This window comes from Ruegeria sp. BG9 (genome assembly GCF_056538305.1).
Genome location: NZ_JBQFSY010000002.1, coordinates 268427 through 287791, shown reverse-complemented (window position 1 = coordinate 287791; position 19365 = coordinate 268427). Strand labels below are relative to the sequence as shown.

Here is a 19365-nt window from a genome sequence, read left to right as displayed (position 1 = left end):
CTTGCAGAACCGGATTAATCCAGCGTGCGGGTGACTTCTTCGCGCTCGAAGATTTCGATCACGTCGCCTGCGCGGATATCGTCGTAGTTCTCGAACGCCATACCGCATTCCTGACCCGACTGAACCTCGGCCACTTCGTCCTTGAAGCGCTTCAGCGTCTTCAGCGTGCCTTCGTGGATCACCACGTTGTCGCGCAGCAGACGGACGCCTGCGGAGCGGCGGGCAACGCCTTCGGTGACCAGACAGCCAGCAACTTTGCCCACACCAGTGACCTTGAAGACTTCGCGGATCTCGGCGTAACCGATGAACTTCTCGCGGATTTCTGCACTCAGCAGGCCGGAAGCGGCGGCTTTCACGTCATCCACGAGGTCATAAATCACCGAGTAATAGCGGATCTCGACACCTTTCTGGTTCGCAGTGTTCCGCGCCGATGCGTTGGCACGGACGTTAAACCCGAAGATCGGTGCACCAGAGGCTTCTGCCAGACCGACATCCGTCTCGGTGATCGCACCCACGCCCGAGTGCAGAACGCGCACGCGCACTTCGTCGTTGCCGATCTTCTCCATCGCCTGGACGATGGCTTCGGCCGAACCTTGTACGTCCGCCTTCATCAGAATCGGCAGCTCGGTGACGTTTTCGTCTTCCTTGGCCTTCTGCATCAGCTGCTCAAGGGTGGTCGCGGCACCAGCGGCGGCGCGTTTGTCCTTGGCGGCTTGCTCACGATAGGCAGCAATCTCACGCGCCTGCGCTTCGGTCTCGGTCACGTTCAGAACGTCACCCGCCTCGGGCGTACCGTTGAGACCCAGAACCTCGACCGGAACCGAGGGGCCAGCCTCTTTAACGCGATCGCCCTTGTCGTTGATCAGCGCACGGACCTTACCGTATTGCTCACCCACAACGAAGATATCGCCTTGGCGCAGCGTGCCGTTCTGAACCAGAACGGTGGCCACGGGGCCACGACCCACATCCAGCTGCGCTTCGATCACGGCACCCTGGGCGGCGCGGTCGGGGTTGGCTTTCAGCTCCAGAATTTCGGCCTGCAGCGCGATGGCTTCCAGCAGTTCGTCCAGACCCTGACCGGTGATGGCCGAGACTTCGACGTCCTGAACCTCACCCGACATTTTCTCGACGATCACCTCATGCTGAAGAAGATCGGTCCGCACCTTGTCCGGGTTTGCATCTGGCTTGTCGACCTTGTTGATCGCCACGATCATCGGCACTCCGGCCGCTTTGGCGTGGTTGATCGCCTCGATCGTCTGCGGCATCACGGCGTCGTCTGCCGCCACAACCAGAACCACGATATCCGTGACCTGAGCACCGCGCGAACGCATCGAGGTAAACGCCGCGTGGCCCGGGGTATCCAGGAAGGTCAGTGTGGTGCCGCCATCGGTTTTCACCTGATAGGCGCCGATGTGCTGGGTGATGCCACCGGCCTCACCTGCCACAACGCGTGCGTCGCGGATTGCATCAAGCAGCGAGGTTTTACCGTGGTCAACGTGACCCATGATCGTGATGACCGGCGGACGAGGCTGCAGATCATCTTCGCTGTCTTCGACTTCTTTGATGACGTCTTCAACATCCGAATCGGAGACACGCGTGACCTTGTGGCCAAACTCTTCGATGATCAGTTCCGCAGTGTCAGCGTCGATGGTCTGGTTCTGAGTAACCATCATGCCCATCTGCATAAGCGACTTAACAACATCAGCCACACGTTCGGCCATACGGTTGGCGAGCTCTGAGACCATGATGGCCTCGGGCAGCTGAACGTCACGGATGACCTTTTCGCGTTCAACCGAACCGCCCATAGCTTTCTGACGCGCACGCTCTTGCTTGCGCTTCATCGCGGCCATCGAGCGTTGGCGGTTACCTTCGCCACCAGTGGCCTGACCCAGTGTCAGCTTGCCCGAACGGCGGTTGTCGTCGCGGCCTTTGCCACGACCGCGCTGTTCACGCTCGCGATCCTGCTTGCGCGGAGCAGCCGCAGGTGCAGGCTTGCTGGCCGGGCTACGGGCCGCTTTGGGCTCTTCCGGGGCCGGGGCGGCAGCAGCGCGTTTGGCAGCTTCTTCTGCCTCTTGTCGCTTGCGCTCTTCCTCTTCGGCCTTGGCGCGGGCTTTCTCTTCGGCCTCACGCTGTTCGCGTTCCTTGGCCTCTTGTTCCGCACGGCGACGGGCGCGTTCTTCTTCACGCGCCTTTTCAGCTGCCTCACGGGCGGCGGCCTCTTCGACCTCGCGCGCTTTGGCGGCCTGCAATGCCTTCATCCGGCGGGCCATTTCCGCGTCGGAGATCCCGGCAGGACGGCGCGACGGATCACCCGAGGGCGTTGCTCCGCCACCCGGCTTTCCGGCACCCGGCTTGGGGACCACCACGCGTTTGCGTTTGGTTTCCACCACGACATTCTTGGTACGTCCGTGGCTGAAACTCTGTTTCACATTTCCGGGGCGTGCCCCGCCACGAAGACCCAATGTCTTTTTGCCGTCATTATCGCTCATAAAGCTTCTTACCCTTCCGCGCGGCCCCTGCCGCCGTCATCCGTTTCGCGCAAGCCACGCAGGCGCTGCGCTTCCTCTACAACACGTTTGGCGAGTCCGCCAGAGGCCAGCGCCGCATGAATCACGGTTTGGCGCCCAAATGCCGCCCCTAACTCGTCTGCCGTGAGCCATCCAATGTATTTTCCGAAGTGCGGCGTGCTGAGTTTCGACTTACCGCGCCCCGATCCATCGCTGGCCTGAATCAGTACCTGAGCCTCTTCCCGGTCCAGCCACGTCTTGACCTTTTCATATCCGGCGACCGCATCGCCGGACTTGCGCGCCAGGCTGAGAAGCTCAACCACACGACGCGCGACTTGTTTTTCGACCTCATCAGCCAGGTCCGCTTGTGCCGAGACCTGCGCCTTGAACCCGCGCGAGAACAGCTTTTTGCTGACCGCCTTGTCCAAGGCTGCGCGATCTGCCGCCACATAGACCCCACGCCCCGGCAATTTCGCCGCGACATCGGGATAGACCTGCCCATCCGGCCCCGTCACAAAGCGGATCAGCCCGTATTTGGGCTGAACCTCGCCCGTGGCGATGCACTTGCGCTCAGGTCCCTCGGACCGATCCTTATGGACGCCACCGCGACCCATCTCAGCCACCCGAGGCCCTGAGATCAGGCCTCGGCCTCCTCTTCGGCATCAACGTCTTCTTCTGCCTGCTCCAGCTCGGCCGGATCAACCCAGCCCAACATGATACGAGCAGTCATGACCAGATCCTGCGCCTCTTCCAGCGTTACGCCGAACGGCTCAAGCACACCGTCATCCTTGATACGCTCACCATCGACCGTGGTCCAGCCACCGGCCAGTTCCCAGTCAGCACAGGTTGCGAAGTCTTCCAAAGTCTTCACATCATCCTTGGCCAGCGCTTCTACCATCTGGGGTGTCAGGCCTTCGAATTCAATAAGGCTGTCCTCGGCACCCAGAGCGCGCGCGGCATCCAATGCGGCTTTGGCCTGCGCCTCAAGGAAATCGCGGGCACGGGCCTGCAGTTCCTGCGCGGTGCCTTCGTCGACGCCGTCGATGACAAGCAGTTCGTCCAGCTCAACATAGGCAACCTCTTCGAGGTTGGTGAAGCCTTCGGAAACCAGCAGCTGCGCAAAGAACTCGTCCAGATCCAGGCTGTCCATGAACAGCTGGGTGCGGGCTTCGAATTCTTTCTGACGACGCGCCGATTCCTCGGCTTCGGTCATGATGTCGATGTCCAGATTGGTCAGCTGGCTGGCCAGACGCACGTTCTGACCACGGCGGCCAATTGCCAGCGAAAGCTGCTCTTCAGGGACAACCACTTCGATCTTGCCGGCTTCTTCGTCCAGAACAACCTTGGAGACCTCGGCGGGCTGCAGCGCATTCACCAGGAAGGTCGGCTGATCTTCGTTCCACGGGATGATGTCGATCTTTTCGCCCTGCAGCTCGTTCACAACGGCCTGCACACGGCTACCGCGCATACCAACGCAGGCGCCCACAGGGTCAATCGAGCCGTCATACGAGATCACAGCGATCTTGGCGCGCGAACCAGGGTCACGGGCCACGGCCTTGACCTCGATGATGCCGTCATAGATTTCCGGCACTTCCATTTTGAACAGCTCGGCCATGAATTCCGGCGCGGTGCGCGACAGGAAGATCTGGTGGCCACGAACCTCGCGGCGAACTTCTTTGATGTAAGCACGCACACGGTCATTCGGGCGATAGCTTTCGCGGCCGATCTTGTCATTGCGGCGCAGAACGGCCTCGGCACCGCCCAGATCGACGATGACGTTGCCGAATTCTTCACGCTTGACCGCACCGTTGATGATAGTGCCCGCACGATCCTTGAATTCTTCGTACTGACGGTCACGCTCGGCTTCGCGGACCTTCTGCAGGATCACCTGCTTGGCGGACTGAGCCGCGATACGGCCCATTTCAACCGGCGGAACCTCTTCAACGAACACGTCGCCAACCTCAGGCGATTCCATGTACTGACGTGCCTGCTCGACGGTCATCTCGGCCTGGTAGTTTTCCAGTTCCTCTTCCTCGACCACGGTGCGGACGCGGGTAAAGGTCGCCTTGCCGGTTTTGCGGTCGATGGAGACACGAATGTCCATTTCCGCGCCATAACGGCTCTTGGCGGCACGGGCGAGCGATTCCTCCATCGCTTCGACAACCAGACCCGGGTCGATCATCTTTTCGCGGGCCACGGCCTCGGCGGTCTGCAGCAGCTCCAGCTGGTTGGCTGAGGTGATTGCCATCAGTTCGTCTCCTCTTCGGACCCTTCGGTCTCAATCTCGTCGAAAGCGTTTTCGTTCAGGGCACCGGCGTCCTTGCGCTGGCGCAGCATTTCCTTGATCAGGTCGTCGGTCAGGACCAGCTTGGCGTCGCTCAGCCAGTCGAATTGCAGACCGATGGTGATCGTTTCAGACCCTTCGGGGATGTTGATCAGAACCTCATCCCCTTCGATCCCGGCCAATTCACCCTTAAAGCGGCGGCGACCGTCGATCAGCTCGGCAGTTTCGATCTTGGCCTCATACCCTTCGAAGGTCTCAAAGTCTTTGAGACGGGTCAGAGGGCGGTCGATACCGGGGCTGGACACTTCCAGCGTATAGGCGTCAAGGATCGGATCCTCGACATCCAGTGTGGCGCTGACTGCGTTGGAAATCTCGGCGCAGTCATCCACTTCGATACCGCCATCGGGCTTGTCGGCCATGATCTGCAGCGTGGTTTGCTTGCCGCTCATCAAACGGACGCGGACGAGTTCATAACCCAGATCCTCGATCACGGGGGTGATGATCTCGGCCAGTCGCCGGTCAATGGCCGCTTTGGCTATCAGGTCGTTTGTCATCAGGTTCTCTACCCTATCGATCGGGCACAAAAAAACGGGCGCGCGGCCCGTCGAATTTTCCGGTGGAGCCTTGAACCAGAAGTCCAACGCGCCGCTGTTGCAACTGCATATACGCAGGAGTTCCCGAGTCTGCAACCCCCGGCGCAATTCGTGATCGGATTTACGCCAACCACCACCGTTCAGCAATGCGGCCATCGTCAAGCGTCGCTTTGCCGATCTGCCTCGGCATCCCGACCTGAGCCGCCACGGCCAGCGCCATATCCGATTCGCTAGGGTAGTAGCGCAGCCCCCGTTGGGATTTCAGTTCGCCCCTTTCGGGCAGGGCGGCAATGTCCACATACCCGTCGCGCAAGGCTTCGGCACGGACGCGCGCATCAGGGATCACGATGATTTCCACTGTATCGGCCCAACCGGCCTGACCGTCCTTGTAATGGCCGGCAACTTTGCGGCCCAGGAAATGACGCCCATCCTCGGCCCGCTCGACCCGGTAGCATCCGGTCCCGTTGGCCGCGTGTAAAGGCGTCACCGCCTGCCCATCGCGCGCTACGACAAAGCGGCTGTCGGCCAGCAGGAAGGGAAGACCGGGATTGGCCTCGGCCAGTTCCAGCCGCACGTGATCAGCAGCCAGGGCCTCGGCCTGACCAAGTTCAGCCAGCACGGCCACAATATCATCAGCGTGCAGCGCCGTTCCATTGTGGAACGAGACGTCTTGGCGCAGATCAAATCGCCAGATGCGCGCATTGTCTTCGGTCTGCCACCCAATCGCCAACTCTCCGCGCAATGTGCCATCCGGTGCAATCTCGGTCAGGGTGTCGAACACGGCCCCACGGGCCAACTGCTCCAAACTGTCATCGCGCGGAACTGCCAGCCGCAGCGCGCCACCTTTCTTCGGAGTATCGGCCAAAGACGCGCCCGTGGCCGCCAGCAGCGCTGCGGCGGCACCCGAGGCAAACAGGGCACGGCGGTCCATCCGGGTCATGCCACCCCCTCGGCCACGCGGTCCATGATGCGGACCAGCTCGGCACTTATTCCAGGTTCCGACAGGGCGTGGCCTGCATGCCGAACCATCTTCAGTTCGGCATTGGGCCAGCGCTCGGCCAGCGACCACGCCGCCTGAGGCGGGCAGATCATGTCATAGCGCCCCTGCACGATATGTCCGGGGATATGCGCGATGCGAACCATCTGATCCAGAATCTGCCCGTCCTTCTGTAGAAAGGCACTGTTGGTGAAATAGTGATTCTCGAGCCGCGCAAAGGCCCGCGCATATTCACCGGGGCTTTCACCGGTCGATCCGTTGGAATGGATCGACGCCAGGGCGTTCTCCCACGCCGACCAAGCGCGCCCATATAGGACTTCGGTCGCCCGGTCGCCCGAGAATAGGCGTTTGTTGTAGGCCGCAATCGTGTCCGACAGCTCTTCCTCGGACAGCAGGGCGGTGAATTTTGCCCACTGCTCGGGCCAGAACTTGCCCGCGCCGCCGCCGTAGAACCAATCCAGCTCGGCCTGCGTCGCAAGAAAAACCCCGCGCAGGACTAGACGGCTGACGCGATCCGGATGCGCCTGCGCATAGATCAACGCCAGAGTCGCGCCCCAGCTACCGCCAAACACGGTCCATTCGTCAATATCCAACAGCGACCGCAGCCGCTCGATGTCCTCAACCAGATGCCACGTCGTGTTGTCTTCGACCGAAGCATGAGGCCGCGATTTCCCGCATCCGCGCTGATCAAACAGAATCACCCGGAAGACACGTGGATCAAAGTACCGCCGCATCGCAGGGCTGCAGCCACCGCCCGGCCCCCCATGCAGCACAACCACCGGCACCCCGTCGGGATTGCCACTTTGCTCCATATAAATCTGGTGCCCATCGCCCACACTGACCAACCGCTGATCAAAAGGATCGATCGGCGGGTAGAGATATTGCACTGCGCGCTTTTGGTCCGGGTACTTGTCCATTATGGCCCTATATAGTCCTTAAGACGTAAAAGAGCATACGGAGACAGGAATGCAAGCGCATCCGAACACGGTCGACCCATCCGAGATCGCTAAATTCGAGGCGATGGCAGCGGAATGGTGGGACCCGCATGGGAAATTCAAACCTCTGCACATGCTGAATCCGTGCCGACTGGACTATATCACACAGCAAATTGCGGGTGAGTTTGACCGCGACCTGACCGCGCCTATGCCGTTCGAGGGCCTGCGCCTTCTGGATATCGGCTGCGGCGGAGGGCTACTGAGTGAGCCCATGGCTCGCCTTGGGGCCGAGGTCGTGGGGGCCGACGCCGCTGCAGGCAACCTGCCCGTCGCGCGCATCCATGCCGAGCAATCCGGGCTTGAGATCGACTACCGCCACACCACCGCCGAGGACATGGCCGCCGCGGGAGAGCAATTCGACGTGGTGCTGAACATGGAAGTGGTCGAACACGTCGCCGACCCGCTTAGCTACCTGACCGCCACGCAACAATTGCTGAAACCCGGCGGGCTCGAGATTTGCTCGACCATCAACCGCAACCCGAAATCCTATGCCATGGCCATCTTCGGAGCCGAGGTCGTCATGCGCTGGCTGCCACGCGGCACACATGAGTGGAACAAGTTCATCACCCCCGATGAGCTTTTCGACCTGCTGCGCCAAGCCGGGCTGGAGCCAGTTGACCGCAAGGGGTTCGTGTTCAATCCAATCCTGTGGAGCTGGTCGATCTCAGACCGCGACCTCAGTGTGAATTATGTGACGGCGAGTGTGAAACCAGGGTAGATTCAGCACAAATATGCGACCGATCAGCAACTGGACAATTGGGTGGTTCCTTCCGCTCTATGATCGAAATCCGCTTGTAGGAAGCGTGTTGGGCTTAGCGTGCATATTTTTTGCGCTCATTGCGATTGGTGTGTTCATGCTTGCGATCAAAGAGAACGCCGGAACTCCGATTCCGACAACCGGGCTGGTATAGGCGCCTATTGTCATCGTGCTGTTGAAACCTTTGTCGATGGTCATATGCCTAGCGTGCGAATTCCTATGACGGAATTTTGGCGTAAATTCTCTTCTGAGAGTTAAAGGTTGCCCCATTCGCGGAAGATATGAACCTGCAGACTTGAGCAAGGTCCTCTCGCGCCCTAAAGAATCCATCACTGGTGCAGAGTAGCATTTCTCACCGCTACTCCCCCTCCAACTGCAACCGCAAATCCCTCAATACGGGCAGCGTGCTGCGGACGCGCTCCAACCCCAGCTCTCCAACCACGCGGTTGATCAGCGGGGCAATCGAGGAAATCGCCTGATCGCGCGCGCGGCGGCCAGCGGGGCTGATCGCGACCATCTTGCGGCGGGCGTCGTCCCAGTCTGGGCGGATGTGGATGTACCCGGCCCATTCCAGCTTGGCCAAAGTGTTGGTCATCGCCCCTCGGGTCACATGGAAGGTGCTGGCGAGTTGCGCGGGCGTCCGTTCTCCTCCGGCATAGGCCAGATGGTTCAGCACCGAGAAGTGTGAGATTTCCATGCCCTTGGGCAGCACCCGGCTCAGCCGGTTGCGCAATAGCTGGTCGGCGGTCAGGATCTCGCTGAAAAGCGTGACCGCAAGGGCATTGGTGTCGTCTGTCATGGTCCGGTTCTGGTTCAGGGGCCGTCAAAAGCCCGCACATGGGTCAATGAGGGCACGCGACGGCGCGCCTCGGACACAGAACTATCATTCAATTCGAAAAAGTGAATGCCCGGATCGGTCCCTGCGTCGATCAGAACCTCTCCCCAAGGGGCGACGACCATGCTGTGACCGTGAGTGTGGCGGGTTTTGCCCCGCGTTTTGGAATGCGTGCCGGTTTGCGCGGGGGCCAGAACCCAGCAGCCGGTCTCAATCGCGCGGGCGCGCAATAGCGATTCCCAATGCGCGGCCCCTGTGACAGGCGAAAACGCCGCCGGAACCGTCAAAATCCGCGCCCCGGCTTGCGCCAGCGCAGCATGCAGATGCGGAAATCGGATATCATAGCAGATGGTCAGGCCGATCTTGCCGAACTCCGTCTCGGCGATGACGGCCTTGTCACCGGGGCGGTAATTGGCCGATTCGCGGAAAGTCTCGGTCTCGGTCACTTGCACATCGAACATGTGGATTTTGTCATAGCGCGCCACGATCTGACCTTTGTGGTCGATCATGAAGCACCGGTTGGCAAAGCGGCCATCCGCATCATGGGTCTTGATCCCCAACGAGCCGATCAGCAGCCACACACCCAGCTCGGCCGCCTGCGCCCGCAAACCGGCCAGCGTGGTGTCGTCTTCCTCATGCTGCAACACCTCGCGCTGCCGGGTGGTGCTGTTAGACACGCAATTCGTGACCTCGGGGGTCAGGATGAACTGCGCGCCCTGCTCGGCGGCCTCGGCCATCATGGCGCGCACCATTTGCAGATTCGCAGCCGGATCGTCCGACGAGGTGATTTGCAGCAGAGCAGTCTTCATCACGCCGCCAGAAGACGGTCCAGCTTGCCCTGACGATCGAGCTCATAGAGGTCATCACAGCCGCCCACGTGATCGGGGCCGATGAATATCTGAGGCACAGTGCGTTTGCCGCCGGCACGTTTTATCATCTCAGGCTTGCGCTTGGGGTGCATCAGCACATCGATTTCCTTGAACTCGACCCCCTTTTGCTTCAGCAGGCGCTTGGCCGCGTGGCAGAAGCCGCACAGAGGCGATGTGTAGATTTCAACAGGTTTCATAAATCCGTCCCTTCGGGTTTCACACAATCTTGTGCGAATTAGGCATCCTTGGCAACGCGCGCCAGCACCAACACGAAAATATGATTTGCCCCAACGGCAAGGCATGCCCGCGTACAGGCTGCCAGCGTGGCACCCGAAGTCATCACGTCATCCACCAACAGGATATCGCGCCCCGCGATACGCTTAGACCGTTTGGGATGAGGCGCAATGACCCCATCTAATGCCTCAACACGTTGGGCAGCCGTTTTCCCGTCCAGAACCGGCGTGCGCGCCGTTCGCACCAGCAGGTCCGGGCAGACCTCCAACCCGGTCTCGCGCCCGAGATGCTGGGCCAGAAGCGCCGATTGGTTATACCGCCGTTTCACCAGACGGGACCAGTGCAGCGGTACCGGCGCGATCAACATGTCGGGCCTCAGAACCTCTCGGCCCGCCTGCGCCATCCAGCGCGCGGCGGGTTTGGCCAGCTCGGGGCGGTCGCCATGTTTCAACGCCAGGATCAGGGATTTCGCCCGCCCCTTGTACAGCAACGCCGCGCGCCCGTCCTTCCAAGGGCGTGGCGTTTTTCTGCAATCGTCACAGTCGATCCGAAAGCCGTCCCGTTCTCCGGGGACGCGCATGCCGCAACTTTCGCAGACCGTGCCGCCGATGAACGGCGTGTCCCGCCAACATGTGGCACACAGGCCAAAGTCGGATTCGGTCAGCTCTCCGCAGCTCATACATCGCGGGGGATAGATCAGGTGCAACGCTGTTTGAACTCGGGGCCAAATGCGATACCTGCGGGGTATGAAAATGCCTGCGTCCAATGCACCCTCTCTGTTCGACCGAGCCACCCTGCGCCACCGCCGCGCGCGGGCTAAGGATGAGGCCCTGTTCCTGCACCGCGCCGCTGTCGACGAGGTGCAGGATCGGCTGAGCATGGTTAACAGAACCTTTACAGCGCCCGCGATTGTGACCCCGTTTGCGCATATCTGGCAGGATGCCCTGCCCAGCGCGACACTCGTGGCGGATGAGGAAACGCTGGCGCTTAAGCCCGGCACGCATGATCTGGTGGTTCATGCGATGGCCCTGCATTGGGCCAATGACCCTGTCGGCCAGCTGATCCAATGTCACCGCGCCTTACGCCCGGACGGGTTGCTTCTGACCGTCTGTCTGGGCGGAGAGACCCTGCATCAGCTGCGTGCGGCCCTCGGGCAGGCCGAGATTGAGGTGACTGGTGGCCTCAGCCCCCGAATCGCTCCGATGGGAGAGCTGCGGGATTTAGGCGCTCTGCTGCAACGCACGGGGTTGGCGCTGCCAGTGGCGGATGCGGTGCCTGTGACGGCAGAATATCGAGACTTGAGCCATCTGATGCAGGACCTGCGCGCGATGGCCGAGACCAACGTGCTGACCAACCGATTGAAATCCCCGACCCGCCGCAAGGTGTTCGAACGCGCGCAGAGCATCTACGCAGAACACTTCGCGACGCCTCAAGGCCGCCTGCCCGCCACGTTCGAGCTGATCTGCCTAACCGGCTGGTCGCCCGACGACAGCCAACCCAAACCGCTGCGCCCCGGATCCGCCCGGATGCGCCTTGCCGAAGCCCTTGGTACCGATGAAGGCAAACTGTCCGATTGACGACCGGACATTTCCCCTTATCTCAGGCCAGACCTAGAAAATGCAGGAAGACCCAAATGTTTGACGCCACACGCCCCGTGCATGCACCAGCCGACCACCCCAAGGTTAAAATGGGGCGCGTGGGCATCCTGCTGGCCAATTTGGGCACGCCCGATCACTACAGCTATTGGCCAATGCGCCGCTATTTGAACGAGTTCCTCTCAGACCGCCGTGTGATCGACTACCCGGCGTGGAAGTGGCAGCCGATTCTGCAGGCGATCATCCTGACAAAGCGCCCCTTCAGCTCGGGCGAAGCCTACAAGTCGATCTGGAATCACGACAAGGGTGAAAGCCCGCTGATGACGATCACCAAGGACCAGACCGCCAAGCTGCGCGATGCGATGCAGGCCCGCTATGGCGATCAGGTGATGGTCGATTTCTGCATGCGCTACGGCAATCCGTCGACCAAATCCAAGGTCCGGAACATGGTGGCGGAAGGCTGCGACCGTATCCTGTTCTTCCCGCTCTATCCGCACTATGCCGGGGCCACGACGGCAACCGCCAATGACCAGTTCTTCCGTTGCCTGATGGAGGAACCATGGCAACCTGCCAGCCGCACGGTGCCCGCCTATTACGACGAACCCACCTATATCGAGGCGTTGGCCCAATCTGTCGAACGCGCCTATGCCAAGACGGAGACCAAACCGGATGTGCTGGTCTGTTCCTACCACGGGATGCCTGAACGCTATCTGCAACAGGGCGATCCCTATCACTGCCAATGCGTCAAGACCTCAAGATTGCTGAAAGAGCGGCTCGGCTGGTCGGACGATCAGCTGGTTTCAACCTTTCAATCGCGCTTTGGCCCTGAGGAATGGTTGAAGCCCTATACAGTCGACCACGTGGCCGATCTGGCGAAGCAAGGCAAAAAGAACATCGCCGTGATTGCGCCGGCCTTCTCGGCCGATTGCATCGAGACGTTGGAAGAGATCAACGAAGAGATCAAGGAAAGCTTTGAAGAGGCTGGCGGTGAACACTTCACCTATATCCCCTGCCTCAATGACGATGATTCGCATATCGCCGCTTTGGGCAAGATCATCGAAGACAATCTGAACGGCTGGCTGGACTAACCAGCCCCGACAACTGGACATGAAAAAAGGCGGTGGAAAGCTCCACCGCCTTTTCTCTGGATATTGCTCGTCGAATTAGCTTGCTGCAACAGCTGCGGCAACTACAACCAGCAGGATCAGCGGCAGGATGATGCCCTGCGACGTGCCCTGGGTTTCTTCAACAACAACAGGTGCCTCAACAACCGGCTCTTCCAGGTTACCGGCATAAGCGGTCGAAGCAGCAGCGGTCAGTGCAGCGGCGAGAACGAGTTTTTTCATATTAACCTCCAGAATCTGCACGGCTCCAGTCCGCGGAACCGCACATCTAAGACTTACCTCGTGATATTTTTCTAATCAGCAAAGCGGTTGGAATGCAATTGCAACTTGCCGATTAATCGAGTCGGTGAGCGAAAATGTCGTCAAATTAGCAACACTTGCGTGCCAACCTTCGCCATTGAGAACAGCTCGGCGATGTCTTCATTAAACAGGCCGATGCAGCCGTTCGAAGATTTCCGCCCGATCTTGCGCGTGTCATGGGTGCCGTGTATGCGGTAATACTTCCACCCCAGATACAAAGCGTGCGTTCCCAATGGGTTATCGGGGCCGGGCGGGATGTAATCGGGCCATTCGGGGTTTCGTCTCTTCATCGACGGCGTCGGAGACCAGCTTGGCCCCTCAACCTTGCGAATGACGCTGGTGCGCCCGCGACGGGTCATTTCCTCGGTCAACGGAACCGAAGAGGGGTAGAGTTTGTATACAGATTGATCACTTGACCAATAATGCAGCGCTCGTGACGTGGTATCGACCAGAATGGCCCCGTTTCTGGTGTTCGAGAAATAAGGCCGCCAGTCCTGAGCGCGGAATCCCGAGACATTACGCCGGACCGGCGCTTCGGGTTCAGGTGCAGGTCGCAGCGGGTCGCCCGGGATGTACTGCGCGATCGCAGGCGCGGCCAGCAGAGACGAGGCTCCGGCCAGAAACCCCCGGCGGGTCGAAAGAGGAATGTGCTTTTTGACCATGACAAAAGGTCCTTCGTTATGGCGAAATGGAAAATCTGGCCCATTTTATTGCCAGAATGCTTCAGTCGCAAACCAAACCGGCATAATCATGCAGGGTATGGTCATTGTGCGTTTGCTCAAGACAGCCTAGCGCGTTATGCCCGTTAGCGACACAATAATCAGGTCGATCATGACGCGTATCTTTTCTTTTCTGTTGATTTGCCTTGTCGCCTTGGCGGCATGTACCGACACGAGCACCACGGCGCTAGGTGCCGACGGTCGCCCCTTGCCCTCAGTTTACAAAATCCGTGGCAACCCCGAGAAGCTGCAGTTCCGCATGCTCGATTCGGTGAATGCGCTGCGGCAGGCGCAGGGCTTGCAGTCCGTACAACTGAACTCTCAGTTGAACGCGGCGGCCGCGACGCATTCCAAGGATATGGCCCGGCAGAATCGCCCCTGGCATTTCGGATCGGATGGCTCTTCCCCGATCGACCGCGCGGCACGCGTGGGCTATTTCGGGACATTCCTGGGTGAGGCGATCTCGGAAACCTATGAGACGGAAACCGAGACACTGGCCGCGTGGATGCAGGAACCCGGCCCCCGTTCCGTGATCCTGGACCCAAAGGCCACCCAGATGGGCTTTGCTTGGCATCAGGAAAACGGCGGTAAGATCTGGTGGACGCTGGAAATGGGAACCGGAGGCTAACACCCCACCCCTTCCAAAAAACAAAAAAAGCCCGCGGTTTTCGCGGGCTTTTTGTAATTTCACTAGGATTTAAGCGGCTTGCATGGACTGCGCTTCGGTCAGGATCGCGTATAGCTTGACCGGATCGGGGTTCGCCCGAAGCTTGGCGCAAACAGCGCTGTCACGCAGGGTGCGCGACACCAGTGCCAAAGCCTTGAGGTGATCCACACCCGCCTCTTCGGGCGCAAACAGCGCAAAGGCGATATCCACCGGCTGGCGGTCAACTGCACTAAAGTCGATCGGCTTTTCAAGCATCACAAAAACGCCCGAGACCGACTCGATCCCGCCCAGCCGCGCATGTGGCAATGCCACGCCATGACCCACACCCGTGGGGCCGAGGCTTTCGCGCTCCAGCAGGCAATCCACGACGACCTGGGTATCCAGGTCCAAAGCACCGGCAGCGACGTCGCCGATTTCCTGAAACAGCCGCTTCTTGCTAGACGCGGCAGATAACACACGTACTGCTTCGGGCTTGAGAATGCTCGAAAGCTCCATGATCATGCTCCATAGCGGCCTTTGCGTGCTAAGGCCGATCTCTCTCAACTTGCCTGTTTAAGGATCAATCCAGCCGATATTGCCGTCATCGCGACGATACACGACATTCAACCCATCCTTGTTCTCATTCCGGAACACTAACACCGGCGCTCCGGCAAGTTCCATTTGCATTACGGCCTCACCAACGCTGAGCGATGGGATCTTTGTTTCCATCTCAGCCACAATCATGGGCTGTAGCGATTCGGGTTCATCTGCCGTGTTCGATTCGTCAGAGGCGAGGATATAAGAGGACGCCCCAAAGAGTTCAACAGGCTCAGAACGATCCTTGTGATGGTCCTTCAGGCGGCGCTTGTAGCGGCGCAACTGTGTTTCCATCTTGTCACAGCATGCCTCGAACGCTGCATAGATCTCGGTTGCGTGGGCCTTGGCCTGAGCGGTCAGGCCGGTAGATAAATGTACTGTAGTTTCGCATACATATTCATGCGCCGAACGGGAAAAGACGACATTGGCGTCGGTCGGGCGCTGGGCATATTTGCCAACAACTTCGCCCAGTTCGGTCTGCACGTGGGTCTGCAGGGCCGCACCGATGTCGATCTGTTTTCCGCTGATTTGGTAACGCATGTGATCTCCTTCACAATTCACACCCATTCTGACGTTGCGTCACGCAACATGCTTGTTTTTATCGGGTGGGGGATATCGACATTTTGATCGGTTGCTGCCGTCCCAGCCCTTCAGCGAAGGGGTATCGAGATCCAGACTGGAACCGAATAAATGCCATACCCCAATTGAGACAAGAGGCGGCGGAAGAGTCAATCAAAACAGAGGTGTATATACGCGATTTCCGCTAAGCGTCCGGCGAAAAATCGCCCAACCCTATGAAATACGGAAGTTTTCGCCCAGATAAACCCGGCGCACGTTTTCGTTCTCAACGACCTCGTCAGGTGTACCTGACATCAGAACCTGCCCGTCATGCAGGATATAGGCGCGATCCACGATCTCGAGCGTTTCGCGTACGTTGTGATCGGTGATCAACACGCCGATCCCACGCTTCTTCAGATCAGCCACCAGATGCCTGATATCCCCCACACTGATCGGGTCAACGCCCGCAAAGGGTTCGTCGAGCAGCAGATATTTCGGATCGGCGGCCAGACAGCGCGCGATCTCTACCCGGCGCCGCTCACCACCGGACAGGGCAAGCGCGGGCGCACGGCGCAGGTGTTCGATCGAGAAATCCGACAGCAGCTCCTCCAACCGCTCTTTCCGGCGATGGGCGTGCTTGACGGTGATATCCAGAACCGAGGCGATATTGTCCTCGACGCTCATGCCGCGAAAAATCGACATCTCCTGCGGAAGATAGCCGATCCCAAGACGAGCGCGGCGATACATCGGCAGCGTCGTGACATTCTGCCCGTCTATCGTGACCTTACCGGCTTCGGGGAAAACCAGCCCGGCGACGGAGTAAAAGGTCGTCGTCTTACCCGACCCGTTCGGACCCAGCAGTGCGACTACTTCGGACCGGTCGAGCGTCATGGACACATCCCGGATCACAGTTTTTTTCCGATAGGATTTGCGCAGTTTCTCGATGCGCAGACCTGCGCTTCCTTCCGCGACAGACAAGGTTGGGGCAGCCATCAGTTTCCGCCACCCTGCTGAAGAATGGTTTTGACGCGGCCCGTCATCGTTGCGGTGCCCGAGGTCAGGTTCGCAACCATCTGGTCGCCGCTGATCGTGCTGGGCCCCTGTGTCAGCAGCACGTTGCCCTTCATCACGATCACACCTGTGTCGATGGTGTATTCCGCCTGATCCCCTTCGGCGGCATCCGGAGGGCTGACCAGAACGACATTCTCGGTCGCTTCCATCCGTTCAATGGATGAGCGGTCCTGACTGTAGATCACCAGAACCCGCTCAGCCGACAGGCGCATTTCCCCCTGAATCACGATCACATTGCCGAGAAACTCGGCCGATCCATCCTCTTGATTGACGTTCAATGAGTCCGAGGTCACCTCGACCGGCAGGCTGGGGTCGGCCTTGACCGAACCGAATGCAACCTGCGCTTCCTGTGCGATGGCAGAAACCGGGCCCATCAACAGAGCCATGCAAACAAAGAGAAATCGAAAATAGATCACAGGTTATCTTTCTGCTTTTGTTGGCTCATATACCAACTTCACGCCGTCTGTAAAAAGAATATGGACCGGTCCGTCCTTTTTTTCAGTGCCAAATTGCATACGACCGGCAGAGAATGTTCCGATGACGCCGGTGCCATCGACCTGACCGGGAGTGTCGCCACGTATTTCTTCCAGCGATGTATTCAAAAGGTCGGTCGTGACCTGAATGCCGTCCGAGGTGGTAATCACCACATCGCCAACAAAAGTCGCCGTCCCCTTGTCGGGCCGGATCAGGCCCGAGTTGGAATCCAACTTGATCTCACCGCCGTTCAGCATCCCGAAACGCCCACGAAACTGCGATGCCGTCGGCTCTTCGCCCTCGGACCCTTGGACCACCCTGGTCGACTCAATCTGGACCTCTTCGCCTTTTTTGGTAGTGCCGCGGTAGTTGGGTTGCGTAATAACCTGCCCAGCCAAGCGATCTTCGATATCCTCCTGCGAGAAGGGCACCGAGACATCAGTCTCGATGCTGCGCGACAAAAGGAAAACGGTGGACAGCAAGACAATCGCCGTCAGAGGCAACAGCACCTTGAGGAACTGAACCATGCGGGAATAGCGATCCACCGTTTCACTCCCTAACCCAGACCGACGCGCAGGCAATCGTGGATATGCAGCAGACCCTGCGCCTGCCCGTCCGCGTCAGGATCAACCACAAAAAGCGATGTGATCTTGCGGTCGTTCATGATGCCCACGGCCTCTTCCGCCATGGCGTTGGGTGCGATGGTCAGAGGATCGCGGGTCATGACCTCATCCGTGGTCTTGTTTAAAAGCCCGTCCATATTGCGGCGCAAATCGCCATCGGTGACGATGCCCAAAAGGCGATCCGCATCATCTGTCACACCCACCACGCCAAAGCTCTTCTGGCTCATGACCAGCAGCGCCTCGCTCATGGAAGTCCCGGACCGCACCACGGGCAGATCGGCATGCATGAGGTCGCGCACCGTGGACAGCTGCGCGCCGAGTTTGCCGCCGGGGTGGAAGGCGCGGAAGTCCTCGGGCTTGAAATCGCGGTGTTTCATCAGCGCGATCGCCAGCGCATCGCCCATGGCCAACGTCAGCGTGGTCGAGATCGAGGGCACCATGCCGAACCCGCAGGCCTCACCCATGGACGGGATCAGCAGATGCACGTCAGCCTGTTTCATCAGCGTGCTTTCCGGCTTGCTGGACAGGCCGATCAGCGGAATGCCAAAGCGGCGCGTAAAGGCCAGAAGGTTGACCAGTTCCGGCGCCTCGCCGGAATTCGAGATCGCCAGAACCACATCATCCTTGGACACCATGCCCAGATCACCGTGGCTCGCCTCGGCTGGGTGGACGAAATAGGCGGGCGTGCCAGTCGAGGCCAATGTGGCCGCGATCTTGTGACCGATATGGCCCGACTTGCCGATACCGCTAATGATGATGCGACCGTTGGCCTGCAGGATCAGCTGCACCGCTTCGGCAAAATCCTCGTTCAGGCTTTCGACCAGCACGTCTAGTGCGCGGGCCTCGTCGGTGACAACCTGACGGGCGGTTTTCAGGAATGCTTCGATATCAGTCATGAGTGCGCAAAAATATCAGTTTCGGGCCAGCCTGCGAGGTCGAGTTTCGCACGCATCGGCAGGAAGTCAAAACAGGCCTGCGCCATCTCGGTCCGACCTTCGCGGGCCAGCCGTTTGTTTAGCTCATCCCGCAAGCGGTGCAGGTACAACACGTCCGAAGCCGCGTATTCCAGTTGGGCCTCAGACAGGGTCTCGGCGCCCCAATCGCTCATTTGCTGCTGCTTCGAGATATCGACGCCGATCAACTCCTGACAAAGGTTTTTCAGCCCGTGGCGGTCGGTATAGGTGCGCACAAGGCGGCTGGCGATCTTGGTGCAATAGACCGGTGCGGCCAGTGCCCCAAAGGCGTGGTACATCGCGGCGATATCGAAACGCCCGAAATGGAACAGTTTCAGCACGTTGGGGTCTTCCAGCATCGCGCAAAGGTTCGGAGCCTCGGTTTGCCCCTTTTCAACCTGAACGATATGGCTGTCGCCGTCGCCGCCGGACATCTGGATCACGCACAAGCGATCCCGATGCGGATTCAGCCCCATGGTTTCACAGTCGATGGCCACGATCGGCCCAAGGTCCAGCCCGTCGGGCAGGTCGTTTTTATACAGGTGGTTTGCCACAGAGGTTTCCTTTGTGCGGTCTCGACCCCGAGATAGGCGGTTTATCCGGCAAACTCAACGCTGAGCCTGTAGCCGGGCAT

Annotated in this window: 23 protein-coding genes; 4 read left to right on the top strand and 19 right to left on the bottom strand. The window is 59.5% G+C overall.

The window, feature by feature from the left end; translation table 11 throughout:
- Positions 1 to 14 precede the first annotated feature (14 nt).
- The 6 genes from infB to pip form a co-directional block, all read right to left on the bottom strand.
- Complete coding sequence (gene infB / locus ACR0I8_RS05090) at positions 15 to 2489, bottom strand: translation initiation factor IF-2 (protein WP_170379973.1); 2475 nt, start codon at positions 2487 to 2489, stop codon at positions 15 to 17.
- Positions 2490 to 2497: 8 nt separating this feature from the next.
- Complete coding sequence (locus tag ACR0I8_RS05085; protein WP_170689643.1) at positions 2498 to 3121, bottom strand: RNA-binding protein; 624 nt, start codon at positions 3119 to 3121, stop codon at positions 2498 to 2500.
- A gap of 23 nt (positions 3122 to 3144) precedes the next feature.
- On the bottom strand, positions 3145 to 4755 hold the full coding sequence (gene nusA / locus ACR0I8_RS05080; RefSeq protein WP_170379972.1) for a transcription termination factor NusA: 1611 nt from the start codon (positions 4753 to 4755) through the stop codon (positions 3145 to 3147).
- Positions 4755 to 5345 (bottom strand): ribosome maturation factor RimP, encoded by a 591-nt coding sequence (gene rimP, locus ACR0I8_RS05075; protein WP_170689401.1) that lies wholly within the window; start codon positions 5343 to 5345, stop codon positions 4755 to 4757. The genes nusA and rimP overlap by 1 nt, the downstream gene beginning before the upstream one ends.
- 160 nt (positions 5346 to 5505) lie before the next feature.
- Positions 5506 to 6324 (bottom strand): ABC transporter substrate-binding protein, encoded by an 819-nt coding sequence (locus tag ACR0I8_RS05070; protein WP_170689402.1) that lies wholly within the window; start codon positions 6322 to 6324, stop codon positions 5506 to 5508.
- Entirely contained in the window at positions 6321 to 7298 is a 978-nt protein-coding gene (pip, locus tag ACR0I8_RS05065) for a prolyl aminopeptidase (protein WP_170689403.1), read from the bottom strand. Before pip ends, ACR0I8_RS05070 begins: the two co-directional genes overlap by 4 nt.
- 49 nt (positions 7299 to 7347) lie before the next feature.
- On the opposite strand from pip, the gene ubiG reads away from it, so the two are divergent.
- Entirely contained in the window at positions 7348 to 8094 is a 747-nt protein-coding gene (gene ubiG, locus ACR0I8_RS05060) for a bifunctional 2-polyprenyl-6-hydroxyphenol methylase/3-demethylubiquinol 3-O-methyltransferase UbiG (protein WP_170689404.1), read from the top strand.
- Positions 8095 to 8491: 397 nt separating this feature from the next.
- Here the strand turns inward: ubiG and ACR0I8_RS05055 are convergent, their stop codons facing one another.
- The 4 genes from ACR0I8_RS05055 to ACR0I8_RS05040 are packed head-to-tail and all read right to left on the bottom strand — an operon-like array spanning position 8492 to position 10837.
- Positions 8492 to 8932, bottom strand: a complete 441-nt coding sequence (locus ACR0I8_RS05055; protein ID WP_170379967.1) for a MarR family winged helix-turn-helix transcriptional regulator — start codon at positions 8930 to 8932, stop codon at positions 8492 to 8494.
- A gap of 14 nt (positions 8933 to 8946) precedes the next feature.
- Entirely contained in the window at positions 8947 to 9777 is an 831-nt protein-coding gene (locus ACR0I8_RS05050) for a carbon-nitrogen hydrolase family protein (RefSeq protein ID WP_170689405.1), read from the bottom strand.
- Positions 9777 to 10034 carry a glutaredoxin 3 gene (gene grxC / locus ACR0I8_RS05045; RefSeq protein WP_170379965.1) on the bottom strand — a complete coding sequence of 86 codons (258 nt, stop codon included), beginning with the start codon at positions 10032 to 10034 and terminating at the stop codon, positions 9777 to 9779. The genes ACR0I8_RS05050 and grxC overlap by 1 nt, the downstream gene beginning before the upstream one ends.
- A 38-nt stretch (positions 10035 to 10072) precedes the next feature.
- The gene (locus ACR0I8_RS05040) at positions 10073 to 10837 is read right to left on the bottom strand and encodes a double zinc ribbon domain-containing protein (RefSeq protein ID WP_480702812.1); all 765 of its coding nucleotides are present in this window, start codon (positions 10835 to 10837) and stop codon (positions 10073 to 10075) included.
- Here ACR0I8_RS05040 and ACR0I8_RS05035 point away from each other — a divergent pair.
- A complete protein-coding gene (locus ACR0I8_RS05035) occupies positions 10818 to 11648 on the top strand; it encodes a methyltransferase domain-containing protein (protein ID WP_170641876.1) in 831 nt (276 codons plus the stop codon). The two genes, ACR0I8_RS05040 and ACR0I8_RS05035, sit on opposite strands and share 20 nt — an antisense overlap.
- A 56-nt stretch (positions 11649 to 11704) precedes the next feature.
- Complete coding sequence (hemH, locus tag ACR0I8_RS05030) at positions 11705 to 12754, top strand: ferrochelatase (RefSeq protein WP_170689407.1); 1050 nt, start codon at positions 11705 to 11707, stop codon at positions 12752 to 12754.
- A gap of 75 nt (positions 12755 to 12829) precedes the next feature.
- On the opposite strand, the gene ACR0I8_RS05025 is transcribed toward hemH, so the two are convergent.
- Complete coding sequence (locus ACR0I8_RS05025; RefSeq protein WP_170379961.1) at positions 12830 to 13012, bottom strand: hypothetical protein; 183 nt, start codon at positions 13010 to 13012, stop codon at positions 12830 to 12832.
- Between the two features lie 140 nt (positions 13013 to 13152).
- Positions 13153 to 13752 (bottom strand): L,D-transpeptidase, encoded by a 600-nt coding sequence (locus tag ACR0I8_RS05020; protein WP_170379960.1) that lies wholly within the window; start codon positions 13750 to 13752, stop codon positions 13153 to 13155.
- A 169-nt stretch (positions 13753 to 13921) separates the two neighbouring features.
- Here ACR0I8_RS05020 and dalA point away from each other — a divergent pair, with 169 nt between their 5' ends.
- Positions 13922 to 14437, top strand: a complete 516-nt coding sequence (dalA, locus tag ACR0I8_RS05015; protein WP_170379959.1) for a divisome-associated lipoprotein DalA — start codon at positions 13922 to 13924, stop codon at positions 14435 to 14437.
- Between the two features lie 69 nt (positions 14438 to 14506).
- Here dalA and ACR0I8_RS05010 read toward each other — a convergent pair whose 3' ends face one another.
- From ACR0I8_RS05010 to ACR0I8_RS04980, 7 genes are all read right to left on the bottom strand, one after another.
- Positions 14507 to 14971: a PTS sugar transporter subunit IIA gene (locus tag ACR0I8_RS05010; protein ID WP_170379958.1), complete on the bottom strand. Its 465-nt coding sequence runs from the start codon at positions 14969 to 14971 to the stop codon at positions 14507 to 14509.
- A 57-nt stretch (positions 14972 to 15028) separates the two neighbouring features.
- Entirely contained in the window at positions 15029 to 15592 is a 564-nt protein-coding gene (gene hpf / locus ACR0I8_RS05005; protein WP_170379957.1) for a ribosome hibernation-promoting factor, HPF/YfiA family, read from the bottom strand.
- Between the two features lie 252 nt (positions 15593 to 15844).
- A complete protein-coding gene (gene lptB, locus ACR0I8_RS05000; protein ID WP_170379956.1) occupies positions 15845 to 16603 on the bottom strand; it encodes an LPS export ABC transporter ATP-binding protein in 759 nt (252 codons plus the stop codon).
- Positions 16603 to 17097: an LptA/OstA family protein gene (locus ACR0I8_RS04995; RefSeq protein ID WP_480554985.1), complete on the bottom strand. Its 495-nt coding sequence runs from the start codon at positions 17095 to 17097 to the stop codon at positions 16603 to 16605. The genes lptB and ACR0I8_RS04995 overlap by 1 nt, the downstream gene beginning before the upstream one ends.
- Positions 17098 to 17100: 3 nt before the next feature.
- Complete coding sequence (locus ACR0I8_RS04990) at positions 17101 to 17700, bottom strand: LPS export ABC transporter periplasmic protein LptC (RefSeq protein WP_170379954.1); 600 nt, start codon at positions 17698 to 17700, stop codon at positions 17101 to 17103.
- 11 nt (positions 17701 to 17711) lie between these two features.
- Complete coding sequence (locus ACR0I8_RS04985) at positions 17712 to 18674, bottom strand: KpsF/GutQ family sugar-phosphate isomerase (protein WP_170379953.1); 963 nt, start codon at positions 18672 to 18674, stop codon at positions 17712 to 17714.
- Entirely contained in the window at positions 18671 to 19285 is a 615-nt protein-coding gene (locus ACR0I8_RS04980; protein ID WP_170379952.1) for a ribonuclease D, read from the bottom strand. Before ACR0I8_RS04980 ends, ACR0I8_RS04985 begins: the two co-directional genes overlap by 4 nt.
- Positions 19286 to 19365: the final 80 nt, after the last annotated feature.